This window comes from Bacillus haimaensis, assembly GCF_048270625.1.
In the GTDB taxonomy this organism is placed as follows: Bacteria; Bacillota; Bacilli; order Bacillales; family Bacillaceae_I; genus Sutcliffiella_A; species Sutcliffiella_A haimaensis.
In genome coordinates this window covers 1082460-1099574 of sequence record NZ_CP158164.1, presented here as the reverse complement: position 1 = coordinate 1099574, position 17115 = coordinate 1082460, and the positions used below count along the sequence as shown (strand labels likewise).

16 protein-coding genes are annotated in these 17115 nt (G+C 43.9%); 3 read left to right on the top strand and 13 right to left on the bottom strand.

Annotated elements, in window-relative coordinates; translation table 11 throughout:
- Positions 1-3: 3 nt before the first annotated feature.
- From ABN702_RS05360 to ABN702_RS05350, 3 genes are all read right to left on the bottom strand, one after another.
- The gene (locus ABN702_RS05360; RefSeq protein ID WP_417899715.1) at positions 4-1002 is read right to left on the bottom strand and encodes a phosphotransferase; all 999 of its coding nucleotides are present in this window, start codon (positions 1000-1002) and stop codon (positions 4-6) included.
- Positions 1002-1748: a class I SAM-dependent methyltransferase gene (locus ABN702_RS05355; RefSeq protein ID WP_417899714.1), complete on the bottom strand. Its 747-nt coding sequence runs from the start codon at positions 1746-1748 to the stop codon at positions 1002-1004. Before ABN702_RS05355 ends, ABN702_RS05360 begins: the two co-directional genes overlap by 1 nt.
- A gap of 127 nt (positions 1749-1875) precedes the next feature.
- Positions 1876-2310: an SRPBCC family protein gene (locus tag ABN702_RS05350; RefSeq protein WP_417899713.1), complete on the bottom strand. Its 435-nt coding sequence runs from the start codon at positions 2308-2310 to the stop codon at positions 1876-1878.
- A 218-nt stretch (positions 2311-2528) separates the two neighbouring features.
- On the opposite strand from ABN702_RS05350, the gene ABN702_RS05345 reads away from it, so the two are divergent.
- The gene (locus ABN702_RS05345) at positions 2529-2747 is read left to right on the top strand and encodes a hypothetical protein (protein WP_417899712.1); all 219 of its coding nucleotides are present in this window, start codon (positions 2529-2531) and stop codon (positions 2745-2747) included.
- A gap of 170 nt (positions 2748-2917) precedes the next feature.
- Positions 2918-3445: a hypoxanthine phosphoribosyltransferase gene (gene hpt, locus ABN702_RS05340; protein WP_417899711.1), complete on the top strand. Its 528-nt coding sequence runs from the start codon at positions 2918-2920 to the stop codon at positions 3443-3445.
- Positions 3446-3499: 54 nt separating this feature from the next.
- Here hpt and ABN702_RS05335 read toward each other — a convergent pair whose 3' ends face one another.
- The 7 genes from ABN702_RS05335 to ABN702_RS05305 all read right to left on the bottom strand — a co-directional run bounded on the left by ABN702_RS05335 (position 3500) and on the right by ABN702_RS05305 (position 10561).
- A complete protein-coding gene (locus tag ABN702_RS05335; RefSeq protein WP_417899710.1) occupies positions 3500-4183 on the bottom strand; it encodes a hypothetical protein in 684 nt (227 codons plus the stop codon).
- Between the two features lie 23 nt (positions 4184-4206).
- The gene (locus tag ABN702_RS05330; RefSeq protein ID WP_417899709.1) at positions 4207-4437 is read right to left on the bottom strand and encodes a hypothetical protein; all 231 of its coding nucleotides are present in this window, start codon (positions 4435-4437) and stop codon (positions 4207-4209) included.
- 41 nt (positions 4438-4478) lie between these two features.
- A complete protein-coding gene (locus ABN702_RS05325) occupies positions 4479-4793 on the bottom strand; it encodes a hypothetical protein (protein ID WP_417899708.1) in 315 nt (104 codons plus the stop codon).
- A gap of 122 nt (positions 4794-4915) precedes the next feature.
- On the bottom strand, positions 4916-5353 hold the full coding sequence (locus ABN702_RS05320) for a BrxA/BrxB family bacilliredoxin (RefSeq protein ID WP_417899707.1): 438 nt from the start codon (positions 5351-5353) through the stop codon (positions 4916-4918).
- Positions 5354-5522: 169 nt separating this feature from the next.
- Complete coding sequence (meaB, locus tag ABN702_RS05315) at positions 5523-6539, bottom strand: methylmalonyl Co-A mutase-associated GTPase MeaB (RefSeq protein ID WP_417899706.1); 1017 nt, start codon at positions 6537-6539, stop codon at positions 5523-5525.
- Positions 6532-8712 (bottom strand): methylmalonyl-CoA mutase, encoded by a 2181-nt coding sequence (scpA, locus tag ABN702_RS05310; RefSeq protein WP_417899705.1) that lies wholly within the window; start codon positions 8710-8712, stop codon positions 6532-6534. The genes meaB and scpA overlap by 8 nt, the downstream gene beginning before the upstream one ends.
- A complete protein-coding gene (locus ABN702_RS05305; RefSeq protein WP_417899704.1) occupies positions 8702-10561 on the bottom strand; it encodes a methylmalonyl-CoA mutase family protein in 1860 nt (619 codons plus the stop codon). The genes scpA and ABN702_RS05305 overlap by 11 nt, the downstream gene beginning before the upstream one ends.
- A 184-nt stretch (positions 10562-10745) precedes the next feature.
- On the opposite strand from ABN702_RS05305, the gene ABN702_RS05300 reads away from it, so the two are divergent.
- On the top strand, positions 10746-11528 hold the full coding sequence (locus tag ABN702_RS05300; protein ID WP_417899703.1) for an SDR family oxidoreductase: 783 nt from the start codon (positions 10746-10748) through the stop codon (positions 11526-11528).
- 64 nt (positions 11529-11592) lie between these two features.
- Here ABN702_RS05300 and ABN702_RS05295 read toward each other — a convergent pair whose 3' ends face one another.
- From ABN702_RS05295 to ABN702_RS05285, 3 genes are read right to left on the bottom strand one after another with little or no spacing between them, the layout of a single operon-like run.
- Complete coding sequence (locus tag ABN702_RS05295; RefSeq protein WP_417899702.1) at positions 11593-13164, bottom strand: SagB family peptide dehydrogenase; 1572 nt, start codon at positions 13162-13164, stop codon at positions 11593-11595.
- Between the two features lie 23 nt (positions 13165-13187).
- Positions 13188-15128, bottom strand: coding sequence for a TOMM precursor leader peptide-binding protein (locus ABN702_RS05290; protein ID WP_417899701.1), 1941 nt, complete (start codon positions 15126-15128; stop codon positions 13188-13190).
- A complete protein-coding gene (locus ABN702_RS05285; RefSeq protein ID WP_417899700.1) occupies positions 15125-17074 on the bottom strand; it encodes a putative thiazole-containing bacteriocin maturation protein in 1950 nt (649 codons plus the stop codon). Before ABN702_RS05285 ends, ABN702_RS05290 begins: the two co-directional genes overlap by 4 nt.
- Between the last annotated feature and the right edge of the window lie 41 nt (positions 17075-17115).

Genomic DNA, 17115 nt, shown 5'->3' with positions numbered 1-17115 from the left:
CTCCTACAAGTTATTTAACAAATTCTCTAATTCTAGTAAGTTACCACCCAGCCACACCATCTCAGCAGCAAATCGGACTGGTGGCCCTTTGAACTCATCCATGCCCGCTTCGATCCACCAAGTGCTCTCCATATACCATAGTAGGTAAAGGGCTTTTTTTAGATATCCATTACCCGCTTCCCGCTCCTCTTTATATCCCTCCATAAATGCAGCGGCGGATGATACATTTAAACTATTATTACTTAAACAACCTGATATAACTGCTCTAGCAACATCGAGCTGTGGGTAGTCATATTTTAGCCGGTCGAAGTCCAGAATGGCAGAGACCTCGTTTGCCTGAAACAGAATATTTTCCATAAAAAGATCTCGATGTGCCCATCCTGTATCATGCAAAGTGAAGTCTTCCAGATCAATTGATTTCGTAAGCTCTATTTGTCTTTTAATAATAGGAATAATGGATTGTTTTCCTTTGCTTTGCGCATGTTTATTAACCGAATGCCAATAATTTATTCTGTCTTCTACAACTGGAGCGATGAACTCCGGTTTCTTTTTCTTAGGATTGCTCTCATCATTTAATACACAATGCATCCTTCCAGTTGCTTTTCCGAGATGGTACATTTGAAATTCTGTGGCTGTACCAGGTTGCACAATGCTTCCCTCACAGAACTCCATCACTATAAACCGTTCCCCATTAACTGACTTCAACATAAATTGCTCCTTTAACGGGAAAAGCTTTGGGCACGCGATACCATGGCGATGCAGTTTCTCCTGTTGGGTATAAGCAAAATGCAGCTCCTTTTCGCTATACTTTCGAAATCTTTCCTTGTTGAATTGTTTGATTAATAATTTCCCTTTATTTGTCTTAATCCGCCACTTCAGATTGAGCCAGCCGCGATAGATTGGAACTGCTTCCATCACTTCCACTCCGTAAACCCTCTGGCAGGTTTCGATTATATCTTCCAGTATCTCTTTATGAATTTCATCAACTTGAAATGCGCCCATTATGGCTTCCTGCATTTAATGATGAGAGTAGTAGGAACCATAGTAGCCTTGTCATAGGAATACCACCGGTTAGAATGCCTCTCCCTATCCTTTTCCGTCAGTCGGACATCCTCTTCAATTCGTTCGATATGGAAACCTTGATCAATTAACGTATTAATATATGTACTTACTTTGACCTGCTGCATCATGGCAGGGATTTTCCATGCCTCATGATCGTAGGAGCCCTCTTCATGGTAGGACTGGTCCATGATCAATGCTCTTTCTTTCAATCTGACTCTGCTATATAGTGGATGTTCCCAGCTGAAAATGAAACTACCGCCTGATTTTAGGTAACGGTACACATTTTCCACCGTTTTGGCTAAATCCGTTGTCCAACCGATCGCAAAAATGGAATACACGATATCAAAATACCCTTCAGGCAATCCGGGGTTCTCCTCCATCGGGGATTCAAAGAGCATTACTTTTGAATGACTGTCGTCCAAAAGCTTTCTCGCCGCATCAATCTGATTCTTGGATAAGTCCAATCCCCATAGCTCCTTTGCCTTTCGCTCGTCCATATATTTTAGCGAATGCCCGCTGCCACAGCCGAAGTCCAATATATTCAAACCTGCAACATCGCCGAATAGATTCAACTCATCTTCCAAAGGCGCCAACGGACCATACTCCGGGAGGGAATTCCTTCCATAGAAGTTCTCCGCAGCCTCCTCCCAGCTGTTTTTATTTATCGCAATAATATCTGTATACATTCTCCGAACCTCCAACATCTTTATAAGAACATATATTCTCTATTTGTGATGTATTCCCTGCAAAAATTTGTATTTTCCTCAAAAAAATATCAGAGCAAAATTACTCTGATATTTTATAATGCACTCTTCAACCCTTAACTAAAGCTGCTCTCAACGTGTTGTTCCCAGATTCCAGATAGCCTTTTAAACAGGTCAGCATATAAACCCATCCTTCTTTGTTATCCACTATGTTCCTTATCAGGTTGTCGTCATTGTCATTAAATCCTTCTTCGACAACTTCCACAATGGTCGCATTATCCAATGCATGAAGCGAAATCGTAACAAGATGTCCTTCCTCATTTGACCCCCACCGAAAAACAACTTTCTTGTTATCCTTGATTTCAATAATATTAATTTCACCTTGTGCATCGTATTCCTCATATCTTAATGTGACAGTTTTACCTTGTTCCCATCTTTCAGAACTTGAAGAAAACCAGTAGTTTCCAATCTCTGAAGGGTCAACGAAGGCTTCAAATACTACATTAACAGGTCTAAAAATCTTCATTTTTGTAACGTTTTTCATAAAAAATTTCTCCCTTTCCATTTTAAAATTACTGGAATCAGTTTATACCTACCACTATTCCAATTGGCCACAGTTGTTATTTATTCCTGCTTAGTTCGATGATTGCCGTCACATTTTTCCGACTTATCATAAGGTCTATCCCTCACAAGAGAATCATAGATTAAAGAAAGGTTCCACTTTTGAACCATCAGAAACCATAGGAAATAGGGGAGAAGCAAATGTTTGTTGTCTTTTTTTACGAAGAAAAAAATCAACTGTTAAATCAATTGCGCAAAAATGTTCCATCGATAGGCGACGATTTAGTCATTAAAGGGCGTAAAGCGAAAGTGTCCAATGTGACCCATGTGGATGAAAAAAATGTCCACGTTCATGTCACTTTGGAAAAAGTAAACAAGAAACAGCTTGTCCTTGATAATTCAAAAAAGAAGAAAAGATAGTCTCCTTTCTTCTATACAAAGAACGCATCTGTATGAATTTCATAAACGGATGCGTTTTTTATTTCCATTAATCCGCGCCATATTTCCTATTTTTCGAAGAAAGTATACATTGTAGCTTTATTAATGTTTTAATAATGATGGGATACAATACATACCAGGATGGTGATCGCATGACATATGAAATAGATAGCATTTTAATAACGGAAGATCAATTAAAGCAAAAAGTGAAACAGATTGGCGCGCAGATGCAGCAGGATTTCCAGGATGAACCCTTTGTCCTCATCATTGTGTTAAAAGGTGCTTATGTTTTTGCAGCAGACCTGATCCGTGAGCTAGAAGGATCGGTCACCGTTGATTTTGTGGCTGCATCAAGCTATGGAAACCAAACGGAAACTACAGGAAAAGTGCGACTCTTAAAGGATATTGATGTTAACATAACCGGTAAACATGTCGTCCTTGTCGAGGACATCATTGATTCCGGCTTGACGCTAAGCTTTTTAAAGGAGCATTTCCAACTCCACAAACCGAAGTCCATGAAAATTTGCACCTTGCTGGATAAGCCTGAGCGTCGAAAGGTAGAGCTAATAGCTGATTATGTAGGATTTGTCATTCCTGATACATTCATTGTCGGTTACGGTATCGACTATGCGGAAAAGTATCGAAACCTGCAATACATAGCAACTGTAAAAGAAGCATAAGGCCGACATTGTCTGCCTTATGCTTTTCTCTTTGAAATCCAAAGCTGTATTATTTTACATACTCTCTATGAACTCTTTTCTTTCGGATAATACACGATCCAATTCCCGATTTTTCTGACCGGCCTGCACTCTTAAATCGGAAAGGATGCGACCGATATCAGACTGCTGTATCTTCGTATTTTCCAATGATATCGTGATTTTGTCCTGTACTACAAAATCCATGATTAATCCATCAAAGAAATAATCGGAAAACTTCAACAGTCCAGATACCTCCAGTTCCATCGAAGCAGTCTGCTTCACATCCAATAATTCTTTCTGGAATCGCCTCATCATGGATTGTGCATCATGAACATGCCTTGTGGACTCGTCCATATGACTATGCTTTACTGCAGTGGACAAAAGGCCTCCGCCAAGCATATCGACCGTTCCCCAGCCTTTTGCCTTTTCCAGTGAATCGATGGCACGAGTAAGCGCGTCTTTCACTTGAATCCCGGCACTTATAGCCTCATTCAATTCTTTTAGAAGTGTTTTGATATCCGCTTCCTTGTCATATGAATCATATAAATAGGCCGAAATTTTGGAATTGCTATCCTTTAGATACCGCTCCTTTGTTTCAAACAGCTTTTCATAATCCTTTTCAACATTTTCCGATTGATTCAGCTTCTCTTCCAAGTCATGGATGCTATCCATCACTTCCTTTTTGGCAAGGCGCGCCTCTTCTAATCTCAACTGAACCACCGAAACTTCCTTCTTCTCTTCCTCTAGCCTTTCGTCCACATTCCCCGCAATGTCAGGAAGAACTTCGTCACACTGAATCCTTCCAGACGCGCTACATCCTTCTGCTCCAATTTCAATCTGTTTTCCAGATTCCGCACATTTTCCTCCAGTTCAGTAAGCTCGATTCTATAATGTTTAAGTTGATTGTCCCACTTCTCCTTTTTCCTTATCTCGGTTTTCAGTAGGATCAGACCCTCGTTTATGTCTTTTAGCATTTGCAATTCCCCCTATTTTTTTCGTTATCTCTATCTTTCGATCATGACATAAAAAACGACATCCCAAAATACACGAGCACACACAAAATGGATCCCACCATAACCGGTCCGACCCTTAATGTCATTTTCTCGTGTTTCGGCTGATAGCTGCCTGCCAGCGAGTCAAACACTGCAACCTGCGAATTTTTCGAGAAGACGTCCCCTGTTGAACCAAGAATGAATGCAAGAAGTACAAAAGAAACGGAACCGAAAAACATCGTGCTAAGCAGATTAAAGTCAAAGAAAAACGAGATGCCAAAAAGGATTCCCAGCTCGACAGCCAAGACTACTAAAACTCTAATAAAATACTTTTTCACTTTCCCATCCCCCTAACCATGTCATCATAATAGGTATACGATGGGAATTGTAGGAAGTTTCAGATAATTTGATAAAAAAATAAACCGCAGCTATTCTTTCAGCTGCGGTTCGGATGGTCTGATTACAATTCTTCACAATGCTCGTCGAAGTATCCTTGAAGCTTGGAAATGACGGACATTGGTGCATGTCCTTCGATTTCGTGTCTTTCAACCATCGTGATGATCTTTCCGTCTTTTAATAGAGCAAAAGATGGAGAGGATGGCGGATAGCCTTCGAAGTATTCACGTGCTTTTTCTGTTGCCTCTTTATCCTGCCCGGCAAATACCGTTACAAGGTTTGTGGGGCGCTTATCATAATGGACAGCATGTGTCGCTGCTGGTCTTGCGATACCACCTGCACAACCACAGACGGAGTTCACCATCACAAGTGTTGTTCCCTTGCGAGCAAATGCCTCTTCCACATCTTCAACTGTTCTTAATTGTTCGTAGCCAGCTGCATCCATCTCTTCTCTTGCCTGACGGACTACATCATTCATAAATAAATTGAAATCCATGTTCATGTTGTATCACCTCTTATTTTACTAATCCTATCATACCAATTTTTTTCAAATAAATAAAATAAAAAGCAAGTTTAATCTTTGGAGGAACGGGTATTATAAAAATAACATCTAGATATCCATACCCCTATACTCCCTAGATGAAGGAAAGTGATGACCCGCTTTCCTTTTTTTATTGGCCTTTTTTATAGATTTCCATCAACTGTTTGACCGCTGCAGACACCGATATCCGGTCCTCCTGGATTTCCTCTTCCATCACCGGAAGCTGTTTCTTCACTTCATTGTTCTGGAAAAACATCATCTCAAGCTGCCTTTTTACCGAGGTGTAAAGCCATGTCTTCTTCTGCTCGTTTCTTCTTTTATCAAATTCTCCTGATGCTGTAGTTGTTTCCAGAAATTCAATGATGGTGTTCCACGTCTGGACTATGCCGATATCATAGAGCGCCGAACAGGTGAAAGCCTTTGTCTCCCATCCCTCTGTTGCAGGCTGAAGAAAATGAAGGATCTGTTTGTACTCTTCTGCCGTCTTCCTGGCTTTGGCTGCATTCTCTCCATCCGCTTTATTGACCACAATCGCATCGACAAGCTCCATGATGCCTTTCTTCATTCCTTGAAGCTCATCTCCCGCTCCTGTCAAAACAAGCAAAAGGAAAAAGTCGACCATGTCCCTGACAATCGCTTCACTCTGTCCCACCCCAACTGTTTCCACAAGGATGACATCGAAGCCGGCCGCTTCACAGAGAAGAATGCTCTCCCGCGTTTTACGATGCACGCCTCCGAGTGTCCCACTTGATGGAGAAGGACGAATGAAGGCCTGCGGGTGTCTTGCAAGCTGCTCCATTCTTGTTTTGTCCCCGAGAATACTGCCACCAGTGCGCGTGCTGCTCGGATCGACCGCGAGAACAGCCACCTTTTTTCCAAGGCTGCACAAGTACAGGCCAAAAGCTTCAATGAAGGTACTTTTTCCGGCACCTGGCACACCACTGATCCCGATCCTGACAGACTTGCCGGTGTCAGGCATAAGCTCTTGTAGAATATCTTGACTTTTGCTGAAATGGCGTGCTGCATTGCTTTCCACGAGCGTAATCGCCTGGGCAAGGTCCGAACGGATGCCGGCTTTCACTCCTGAGACGATTTCCTCGGTGCTTCGTTCCTGTTTGCGAAGCACCTTTTTCTTTTTTTTAGTCATTGGAGGCTTCCACATCCTCGTAGCCAAGGCGGTCGTAAATTTCCTCAAGGACCTTTTCAGCTGCGCGAGGAATCACTGTTCCCGGTCCAAAAATAGCGGAGGCACCCTTACTGTATAGGAATTCATAATCCTGAAACGGGATGACCCCGCCAATCACCACAATAATGTCCTCACGATTCAATTTTTTCAATTCGTCCACAAGCTGTGGCAATAATGTCTTATGTCCGGCAGCAAGCGAGCTGAATCCGATAACATGCACATCATTTTCCACTGCCTGTAATGCCGTTTCCTCCGGTGTCTGGAAAAGCGGCCCGATATCAACGTCAAAGCCTAAATCGGCAAATGCAGTCGCGATGACTTTCGCCCCTCTGTCATGGCCGTCCTGCCCCATCTTCGCAATCATGATCCTCGGTCTTCTTCCCTCTAATTCGTAAAATTCCTCAATTTTATCCTTCACGATTTTCATCTCATCCTCATTGGAAAATTCGCTGCTGTACACCCCGCTGATCGAACGGATGACCGCTCGATGACGGTTTGCCACCTTTTCAATCGCATCCGAGATCTCTCCAAGGCTTGCCCGCACTCTTGCTGCATTTACGGCGAGCTCCAACAGATTACCGTACCCGGTCTGCGCTGCATGAGTCAAAGCCTCCAAAGCTTCTTGAACTTTTGCATCATCACGATTTTCCCGCAGGTTCTGCAATCGTTCTAACTGCTTTTTGCGGACCTCTTCATTATTGATATCGAGCACTTCTATTTCTCTATCCTCTTTATCCAAGCGGAACTTGTTCACGCCGATGATCGCTTCTTTGCCGGAATCGATTTTTGCTTGGCGGCGTGCCGATGCTTCCTCGATTCTCATTTTTGGAAGTCCGGTTTCAATTGCCTTGGCCATTCCGCCAAGCTCTTCGATTTCCTCGATATGCTTCCAGGCCTTTTCAATCAATTCATTCGTCAGTGACTCCACATAATAGGATCCTGCCCATGGATCGATGACCTTTGTGATGTCCGTTTCCTCCTGTAGATACAGCTGCGTATTACGGGCAATTCGTGCTGAAAAGTCCGTCGGCAGGGCAATCGCTTCGTCCAATGCGTTGGTATGCAAGGATTGTGTATGACCGTTCGCTGCAGCCAGTGCCTCGATGCATGTACGCGTCACGTTATTGAACGGATCCTGCTCGGTCAAGCTCCAGCCGGATGTCTGGGAGTGTGTCCGCAATGCCATCGACTTTTCATTTTTCGGACCAAATTCCTTCATCATTTTTGCCCAGATGAAACGGGCGGCACGCATCTTGGCCACTTCCATGAAGAAGTTCATACCGATTGCCCAGAAGAATGACAGCCTTGGTGCAAATGCATCAATATCAATGCCTGCCTCAAGACCTGTACGTACATACTCGAGACCATCTGCAAGCGTATAGGCGAGCTCGATATCCGCCGGCGCCCCCGCCTCCTGCATATGATATCCCGAAATACTGATACTATTAAACTTCGGCATATGCTTGGATGTGTAGGCAAAAATATCCCCGATAATCCGCATGGACATTTCCGGTGGATAAATATATGTGTTACGCACCATGTATTCTTTTAAAATATCATTCTGGATTGTACCGGAAAGCTTCTCCTGGCTGACACCCTGTTCCTCTGCCGTCACGATGTAAAAGGCCATGATTGGAAGAACCGCGCCGTTCATTGTCATCGAAACTGACATCTTATCAAGCGGAATTTCATCAAAAAGAATCTTCATATCCAGAATGGAATCGATGGCCACACCCGCTTTACCAACGTCCCCGACTACCCTCGGATGATCCGAGTCATAGCCCCGGTGGGTGGCAAGGTCAAACGCAACGGAAAGTCCTTTTTGACCCATTTCCAGGTTGCGTCGGTAAAAGGCATTGCTCTCTTCCGCTGTGGAAAATCCGGCGTACTGGCGAATCGTCCAGGGACGGTTCACATACATCGTCGGGTAAGGACCGCGCAAGTAAGGCGCCATCCCTGGTAAAGTGCCAAGGTGATCGGCATCTTTTGTATCTTCCGCTGTATAATGCATTTTCAGCTTGATCTTTTCATTCGTTTCGTATAATAGATCTTCTATTGTGTCTTTGTGCAGAGCGTCAGTTTCCGCTGCTCCGATGGTCTTGTTTAACGGTCTGGTAGTAAAATCAGGCTTCATTTGGTGTCAACCCCATTTCTTGGTGAATCACAGTCAGTTGCTCATAACAGTTGGATTTCATATGAATAAAGTCGGTTACCCCTAATTTTTTCAGGCTGGCTTGACGCTCGGCTTCCGGTAATCCTGCGAGAAGGATTTTGACAGGATGGTTTTTGAGAAGGCTTAAAACATCATCCAGCATGTTCTCATACGTGTCATCACTGCCACATATACATACATAATCCGTTGAGAGTCCGTTCATAAGCCAAGCTACCAATTCTTGAAGGCTGGAAAAACTCGGACTTGAAATGGTGGATAACCCGCCAACATGGAAAAAGCCTGCCGCAAAATCCGTTCTTGGTTTATGGGACGCAAGACTGCCAAGATTGATCATGGTGATACTCGGTTTCTTACCGGTCTTTTCCGTATATTCTTTTGCTTGGTAGCGCAGGATTTCAAATGGCTGTGAAATTGTCATTGGTGTAATCGGGTCCACTTGAATCACTGCACTTTCTGTTGGTGCGGCATTGTGTTTCTGCTCTCTATTTGAAATTTGCTCGGTTAAGTTGGCATACATATTCGTTCCAACAAGTACTTTTTTTCTGCTCTCCACATCTTTCAAACGCTTATCACGCACCTGTTTTACTTTTTCTTGAAGGAAGCCTGTTTGCAATGCAGCCACAATTCCTCCCATCCCTTCGATCTCCTGGAATAACCTCCATGCTTCTTCCGCCAGTTGATGGGTAAGCTTTTCCACATAATAAGAGCCTGCAGCAGGATCCACCACTTTTGAGAGAAAGCTTTCTTCTTTTAAAATATAGTGTGTGTTCCTTGCTATTCTTCTTGAGAAAACATCAGCATCTAGCTGATAGCTGTCAATATTGATGCTCTCTGCTCCCCCGATTGCAGCGGAGAAAGCTTCGGTTGTCGTGCGAAGCATATTGACATAAGGATCCAGATTCGACTTGGTGAATATCGAAGTGGTCGCATGCAAAGTCATTTTCTGTGCCTCTTCATCACCGCCAAATGCTTCTACGATGTTGGCCCATAAAAGCCTTGCCGCACGCAGCTTGGAAACCTCCATAAAGACGTCGCTGCCGACAGGGAAACTGAATGCCATTTCTGATGCTGCTTCCTGAACTGTTGCGCCTCTTTCCATAAACTCATTCAAATAAGTGACAGCAGTTGCAATCGTCGCTGCGAGTTCCTCAACTGAACTTGCGCCGCCATTATGGTAAGGGGCAGCTTGTATCCAAATCGTCTTTACCCTTGTTGCACTTTGCTTTTTCCACTCCATGGTCGCTTTCATTTGATCAAAAATCTGTTTCAATGGCTGTCTAAGACTACCGGCTGTGGCCAATTCCCCTATTGGATCTGCACCAATAATTCCGTCTACATGAGTCTTATCGATACTGCTGTCTTTTAATAGATTCATAAATGAAGTTGCACTTGAACCGGTGTAAACTTGTAACGGGACCTCCTCGACAGGTACATTTTTCAATAATGTTTCCAGCGCTTCAACGCTTGTTATATCCAGTGCATTTGAGTTTAATGCTGGTTTTACAGTGAAGTGGATCGCCTGCAATCCATTTTGCAACTCTTGAAGAAGCTGATTGTTCATCTCCTCCAATGATTTTCCAGGGTACAACTGTTGACTTACTGTCCAGTCAGCACTCCCGTTTTTATCGATTGGACTGATTCCTTCTAGGTCCCCTTCTGTATAAATCGGCTTTCTTGTTATTCCTTCATATGTAAGGCTATTCAGTTTTGAAACAGGCTTTCCCTTTAATGCTTTTTCAGCCTGGGTTGTCCATTCCTCCATCGTCACTTTCAGGAAACTATTATTCTTCATTTCATCTAATTGTCTCATTCTTCATCCCCTCGTTCCCTATGTTGCGTAAACGCTTACATGTCTATCTAGTCAAAATAGTTCTTATATTTATTTTAATATAGTTATAGAGGTTCGGCAAACTATTCAGCGACCAATTGAAAGGAGTGTTTTTTTCTGAAATTGGGTAAATGATTGAAATAACGAGATATGGAGGGTGAATAACATGGATGCGAACAATGAGAAGGTGGCTATTATCACCGGAGCTTCTTCAGGAATGGGCAGGACGAGTGCAATCAGCTTTGCGAAAAGCGGGGTCAGGGTGGCACTTTTTGACTTAAAAGAAGAAAGTGCAAATGAAGTCAAACAGGAAATCGAACAACTGGATGGAAAAGCTTTGGTAGTAACAGTTGATGTGTCCGATCCGAATGAAATGAAAAAAGCCTTCGAGCAAGTGCTCTCCCGCTGGGGTCGGCTTGATATCATATTCGCCAATGCCGGCATCAATGGAAAAATAGCTCCGATCGAAGACCTGAGTGCCGAGGATTGGGATAATACGCTGCATACAAATTTGAAGAGTACCTTCTTAACAGTAAAATTCGCCATTCCCCATATGAAAGAGCATGGCGGGAGCATCATCATTACAAGCTCGATCAATGGCTCAAGAACTTTTCGGGGCTTCGGAATGTCCGCGTACAGCTCCTCCAAGGCCGGGCAGGTGGCATTCGGGAAAATGGCTGCGCTTGAACTGGCAAAATATCATATCCGGGTCAACGTCATATGCCCAGGTGCAATCGAAACCAACATAGACAAAAACACTTTTCCGGATGAGGAAAACCTTGAAAAAATAGAAATACCGATTGAATATCCGGAGGGCTCCCACCCATTGGAAAATAAACCGGGAACACCGGAACAGGTTGCTGATCTTGTGTCGTTTTTGGCGTCCGATGCTTCCAGTCACATCACTGGTAGTCAGATCTTTATTGATGGGGCGGAATCGTTGCTTTAGTTTTCAACCGAGTGGTTTCATACTCTATTAGGAATCAGACAGTGTTAAATAAGTTGCCCATTACTTAGCTTTGCAACCTCCCATTTAACCATGGTCGAGGTCGGTAGGGACCGATCGGGATTTGGATTAGACTGGTTTCCACATGCTTATCCATCTTGTATATTTCATCAGATAATGCAGCATCAAATCCGAGTAGTGGGTGTCCTCCCAACTCGAGAGCTGACGCCACTAATAGTAATCGTTGTACGAGCATTCCCGCTTCCATTTGTTGAATGCGATATCCTCTGTACCCCAGTTCCGATATGAAGTGATCTTTATCCCCTGCTACATGAAAGCAAAGCGGTACTTGGTACAAATTCACATTTCCTGCAGACATTCCGTATTGCAAACTGAGTCGATGATCACCGAGATCTACCTGTCGTAACGTATGTTCAGCGCTGTCATAATGATATGCACCGTCCTGAATACCTTCAACATTATTCAAACACCCATACAATGAGACACGGGACACGTGCTTATTATTTGCTTCATCTAAATCATTTCGATACAAGAACGCTGAAAATGCTTCTTGTAGCAGTGTGGCCAGCTGCGATTGACTTACCTTTCCAAAAATGAAATCCATGTCTGGTGAAAATCGCTTCTGACAAACCGCCGCCAGATCATACGATAACCGCTTCATGTGAGGGAGAGTTACCACGTGACTCTCACCATTCCACTTCTCCCTCACCTTTATTTGCCTAAACGATTGCGTTGATTCTAACATGGACGCTTCATTCATTTTCGTTAACATTGGATGCTCTTTGATCCTCTTTGATCGGACATAGTGATTATGTTGAATCGTTTGCAGCTCTCGACATAGTTCAGTCGCAGAAACAAGCTCATTTCTGCCACCCCCACTAGTAAACCAACTTGTAGTTTCCACTGTTAGCGGGATAACTGCATACACACTCTCCTCTTCATCGGTTAGTCCAAGTAAATGGTTAATCGCCCGATCTAAATATTGGAAGTACACCCCCGAAGCAAACCCGAACCTTTTTGCTACTTCCAATAACTGTCCAATCAGCACGCCAGCATCTAACCCCTGCAGACGGTAGGCAAAGTTATTGTATTTATAGAAATTTTTCCAAAACATTGTCGACACAAAAACCGTACCAAAACAAGCGGACACGTCACAACGGTTGCCAAGAGCCCGAGCTATATACGAATCGAAATTACCTTCTCTAAGGCATATCAAGCGATGGTGTGCCACATCATAATGGTATACCCCAACAGGCAAATCCTCCATTTTTAGGTACATGTACAATTCGTTTGGATATAATGCCCCACCAGAAGGAACAAAGCGCCGAAACGCCTGCGATATCTCCGGCACTTGTTCTCTGGTGGGAAAAGCTGACTGGGAAAATTGTGTAAGGCCAAATACATACCAGAGAAAATGACTGATTCTCCGCAGGCTAGGCTGTTTTGGTGCCTCCCATTCTTCAAGCGTCAATGGTACTTCCAGAGATAGAGGAAAAACAGGCAAGGAACGGTAGAGCTTATACGGAAGCGGCGCATCCTCCCAATCCACTTCCCAATCCGTCGGGCTTACCTTGTCAATATCAAAATGTAGATTATGCAGAAATTCTTCGAGATCCATCCTCCTACCCTCCTACTTATCGCTTATGGAAACGGATGTGGATGTTGATTGAGCTGATCGAATGTCAGTGTTTTTTTTGTATATCCCAGTTCCATTGGTACCCGAAGCACCCTCTCCAGCCCGGTTACTCTTGTAAGGTGATGCCCGAATGTCATTGGCAACATCCCCGGAATCAACACTTTCACGCAATACAGTCCGTTTCGTTTCGTTTCCGATGAGGACTGATCAACTACTATCACATCTAGGTTCAATTGACGAAACTTCTGAAGAATGTCCTGTAAATCATCGGTCAGATCTTTATGAGGCGACTTCCAATTGAATTCCTCATCAAACGATCGCAACGGACGATTATCATCAAGCAAAAACTGTAGGCGTTCTTGCGCTTGCGGCAAGCCGTACAGCATCCCATGATCATCCATCTTCTGTACCAAAGAAGAATCTTGGAACATTCGCACAAACTCTTCCTGGTTCGACTCTAATTTCTCATCAAGCGTCAGCATCATGGCAGCCAACTCGTGAACCGTGCTTTTAACCGCCAGTACTGGATCAAGATGAGCTCCGGCAGCACAGATGATATTCAATCCCTTTTGCTTCCTGTTTTTAGCTATCGCCCAAACGCTTGGAATTCCGTGCTCCATCGTCGAGTTATAAAAATGTAGATCGTATCCCCCAACTGCCCGCACACGATCGATCATCATCTGCAATTCTTGATCGTTAGCCGAATATGGATCAAGACGCGGTAGGGGTAACTCTGCGTACCAAGTCATTAGGAACGAATCTCGTTCCACCACTTCCAAAATACCGAAGAAAATGGCTTCCTCCAAACTTCCTCCTAATGCGCATCCGTTGGAAGTTTCATAGACAAATCCTGGTCCGCACCCCAAGCTGTAATAAGCAAGCAGCTCAGGAACCAAGATTGGACGCTCTTGCAATAACGAATAGCCCCACACCCAATTAATCGGGCGATCAGGGTTAAATGGTTGAAATGGAAACTCAGGCCGTGCATATTTTTCCTTCTCGTGCACTCCGACTTTAATAGGATTAAGAGCTTGATCTTTTAGATTACAGTAACTATCATAGACCACTGTCCGCTTTCCACGTGGTGTCATACCACAGGACCGCTCCAAGCCCTCTAAAATAGCAGTTAACTCGCTTTTCGCGTATGAATGCGTTCTTCCTGCCACTCCCTCATCCCCTGAGAATAACGGCAAATTTACAATCACATCAGCAAAAGGCGGTATAAGGTCATTCATTTTGCCATTCAAAATGCCCGTCCGATGATCTAGATAGTCCTTAACTAAAACTTTATTTAGATCGTCCATCGACCGGCATCGGTAGCTGTCATTCATTTTCGGACTTGGTTTTAGTGAAATTCTGGCCGCATTCGGTGAATCATCAGGTAATTTATTGCAAACCGCACATAACGGATCAGGCAGAAAGGAATGCCATGAACTCTTCAGTGTTTTCAAATTGATGAAACATACCCGTCCTTCTGAGTGCACCTCATCACCTTGCAATATCCTCTGTACCTCCGCCCCAAGAATGCTTGCGACCTGCAAAAGCCCACTGCTCGTTGCCCACACGTCACGCGACATTCCTCCGTCTTCAGCTAGCCCTTGTTGCATTTCCCACATCTCTTTACGGTCGCGTCCGGCCATAAGTTGTCGCATATCCGCACATTGGGAGCACCCCTCTTTATCCGGGCAAACTAGCGGCCCAACTACACCTTCTCCAAAAGATACGAAGCCTCGGAGCCAACGAATACCGGTTGGACGTAACACCTCTTCAGCTTTTTGATGGACAGAAGGATTCCAAGCATCGTGCAACACTAGAACTAAATCAGTCGATTTAGATACTCCTCTCCCGAAGTCAATCTGACGGACTACCAGGTATTGGGCCGACAACTCTTCACACACTTGGTCAGCTAACATTCCTTCTCCGACAACCACTACTGCAGCACTCACTGGGATTCACCCTCTCGTAGCAACATTCCATACACACCAACTAGTTCCTTTTTCAAAAATTGTTCCAAGGCTAGTTCAAATAGCAAGAGTCGCTTGCGGTTCCGTTTCAAGACTTGCATTGCGGACTGCAATACCTCGGACTGTGTTATTTCTTCACTCGTACGGATTAAAAGACTTTGCGGTACCTTATCTATCAAATCCAAGGACGAATATGCCAACGCTTGTGTCGCTTGATTTTTTCTATTCATAAGTGCCTGTTGTAACGCTTTTTGCAACGCCATAGTTGTATTTAAACCTACACTCCCATACCAGCGGTTATTCGTACCGACCCATATCACAGGGAAACCGGACACTTCCTTTCCTAAGGCGATGATCGGTTCCCCCTGCACCGTGGTTAGTGCTTGTAAATAATACCGGCAACGTTCATCTTCTACATCAATTAATTGCACCCGAGAGACAATATACTTCTGATCGACCAGTTGTTTGCTCAATTCCTCTGTTAAACACTTTTGCAATCCACGGCAAACGCCTTCTGCCATTGTTTCACCCGCGCCTACACCAATAAATTCCCCAGAATCTACATTCCACGTCTCTGCTTTCTGTTGTGGAGGAATAGACGTAACGAGTACATCGGCTATTCGCGACACATACGCTTCAATTCCAGATAATCCGGCTTCTTTCCGTGCATCCTCGTGAGTCAGTTCTGTACAAACTATGCTCGGTAACAGCTCTGCAGGTCCCTCAGACAAAGGGTCAACTACCTGAACGCGGCACTGTGCTAACGGTAACTGCTTTAAATCCCCTTCGTCTAAAATATGAAAAACACCTGATTCCGCTGATGTTAACTGGCTAAAGTACAGAAGTAACCCGCTCGGTTCCCCTTTGCTGAAACTCCGTTTGAGCTGCAAAATATCTTGAACCCATTCAACCTTTGCAGACCCAGTCACTAGCGGATGAGGCATGAACGTATGCCAATTTCCTTCCAACGTATCCAGATCAAGCAGGAAGAATTGATTCTTCTGATCTGTTTCAGTAACTCCAGTTATGTTTTTAAACAATTCAAACACGATAATATTGGCCAACATCGCTCCCGCTGTGGATGTGAAGCAGTGTAATTGCTCGTCATTACAAAACACGGATTGGTGTATGCTGCGAAAGGCAGACTCCCAACATCCTTCAGAATCTGGATGAACTAGAGGACCTGCCAGACCCACCTGGTGCAGAAATATTGCAGGGAGTAATAGCTTTTTCTCTTCCCTACAAATCTTATGAACAGCTCGCAGTTCCTCTACATCCCCAACTTGTGACACATACAAAATTGAATCAAACGACTGCACGATCTCTCGCCAAGAACTTTTCCCCTCCTTGTTCACGATAAATTCCTCTATCGCTATCTCGGGATTCGTTTTACGGGCATGTACCAACAATTCTTCTAACCGCAGCCGATTGGTCGGTACTGAGTCTGTTATCAGGATATGGAACTTAGGCAGTCCAGATTCAATCAATGAGGAGACCAATGAGACAAAAAAAGGGCCAGAGCCGATTGCTAATACTTTAGCCTGACGATAAGTTTGAAAACGGTACGCACCTGAATCACCTATATTTTCTAAAAATTCAATTTGAGAAGCATACTTTTTAAGAACCTGATCGGTCAAATCATGCGGACGGTCTTGACTTACATCTCGAACAAATCCATTTTTATAAAGCACTTCTGCTATCTCATACACACGATCTCGATGAGGAATAGGCAATCCGTTTGTCAAATTTCCCAATGTGTATTCCCCATTGAACATTGGTATCAGCTTATTAATCCACTGATCTATCGTACTGCCTTTCATATGGAATGAACTTACATTATTTCTAAAATACACACCTTTGTTTGGATCAGGTAGAAAAAAAGTGTCTCTTTTCACTTTCAGCCGCATAGAAGGGTTCAAATTTGTCATTTCGCTCCTCCTTACCTGTGACCTTTACATAACTCTAATAG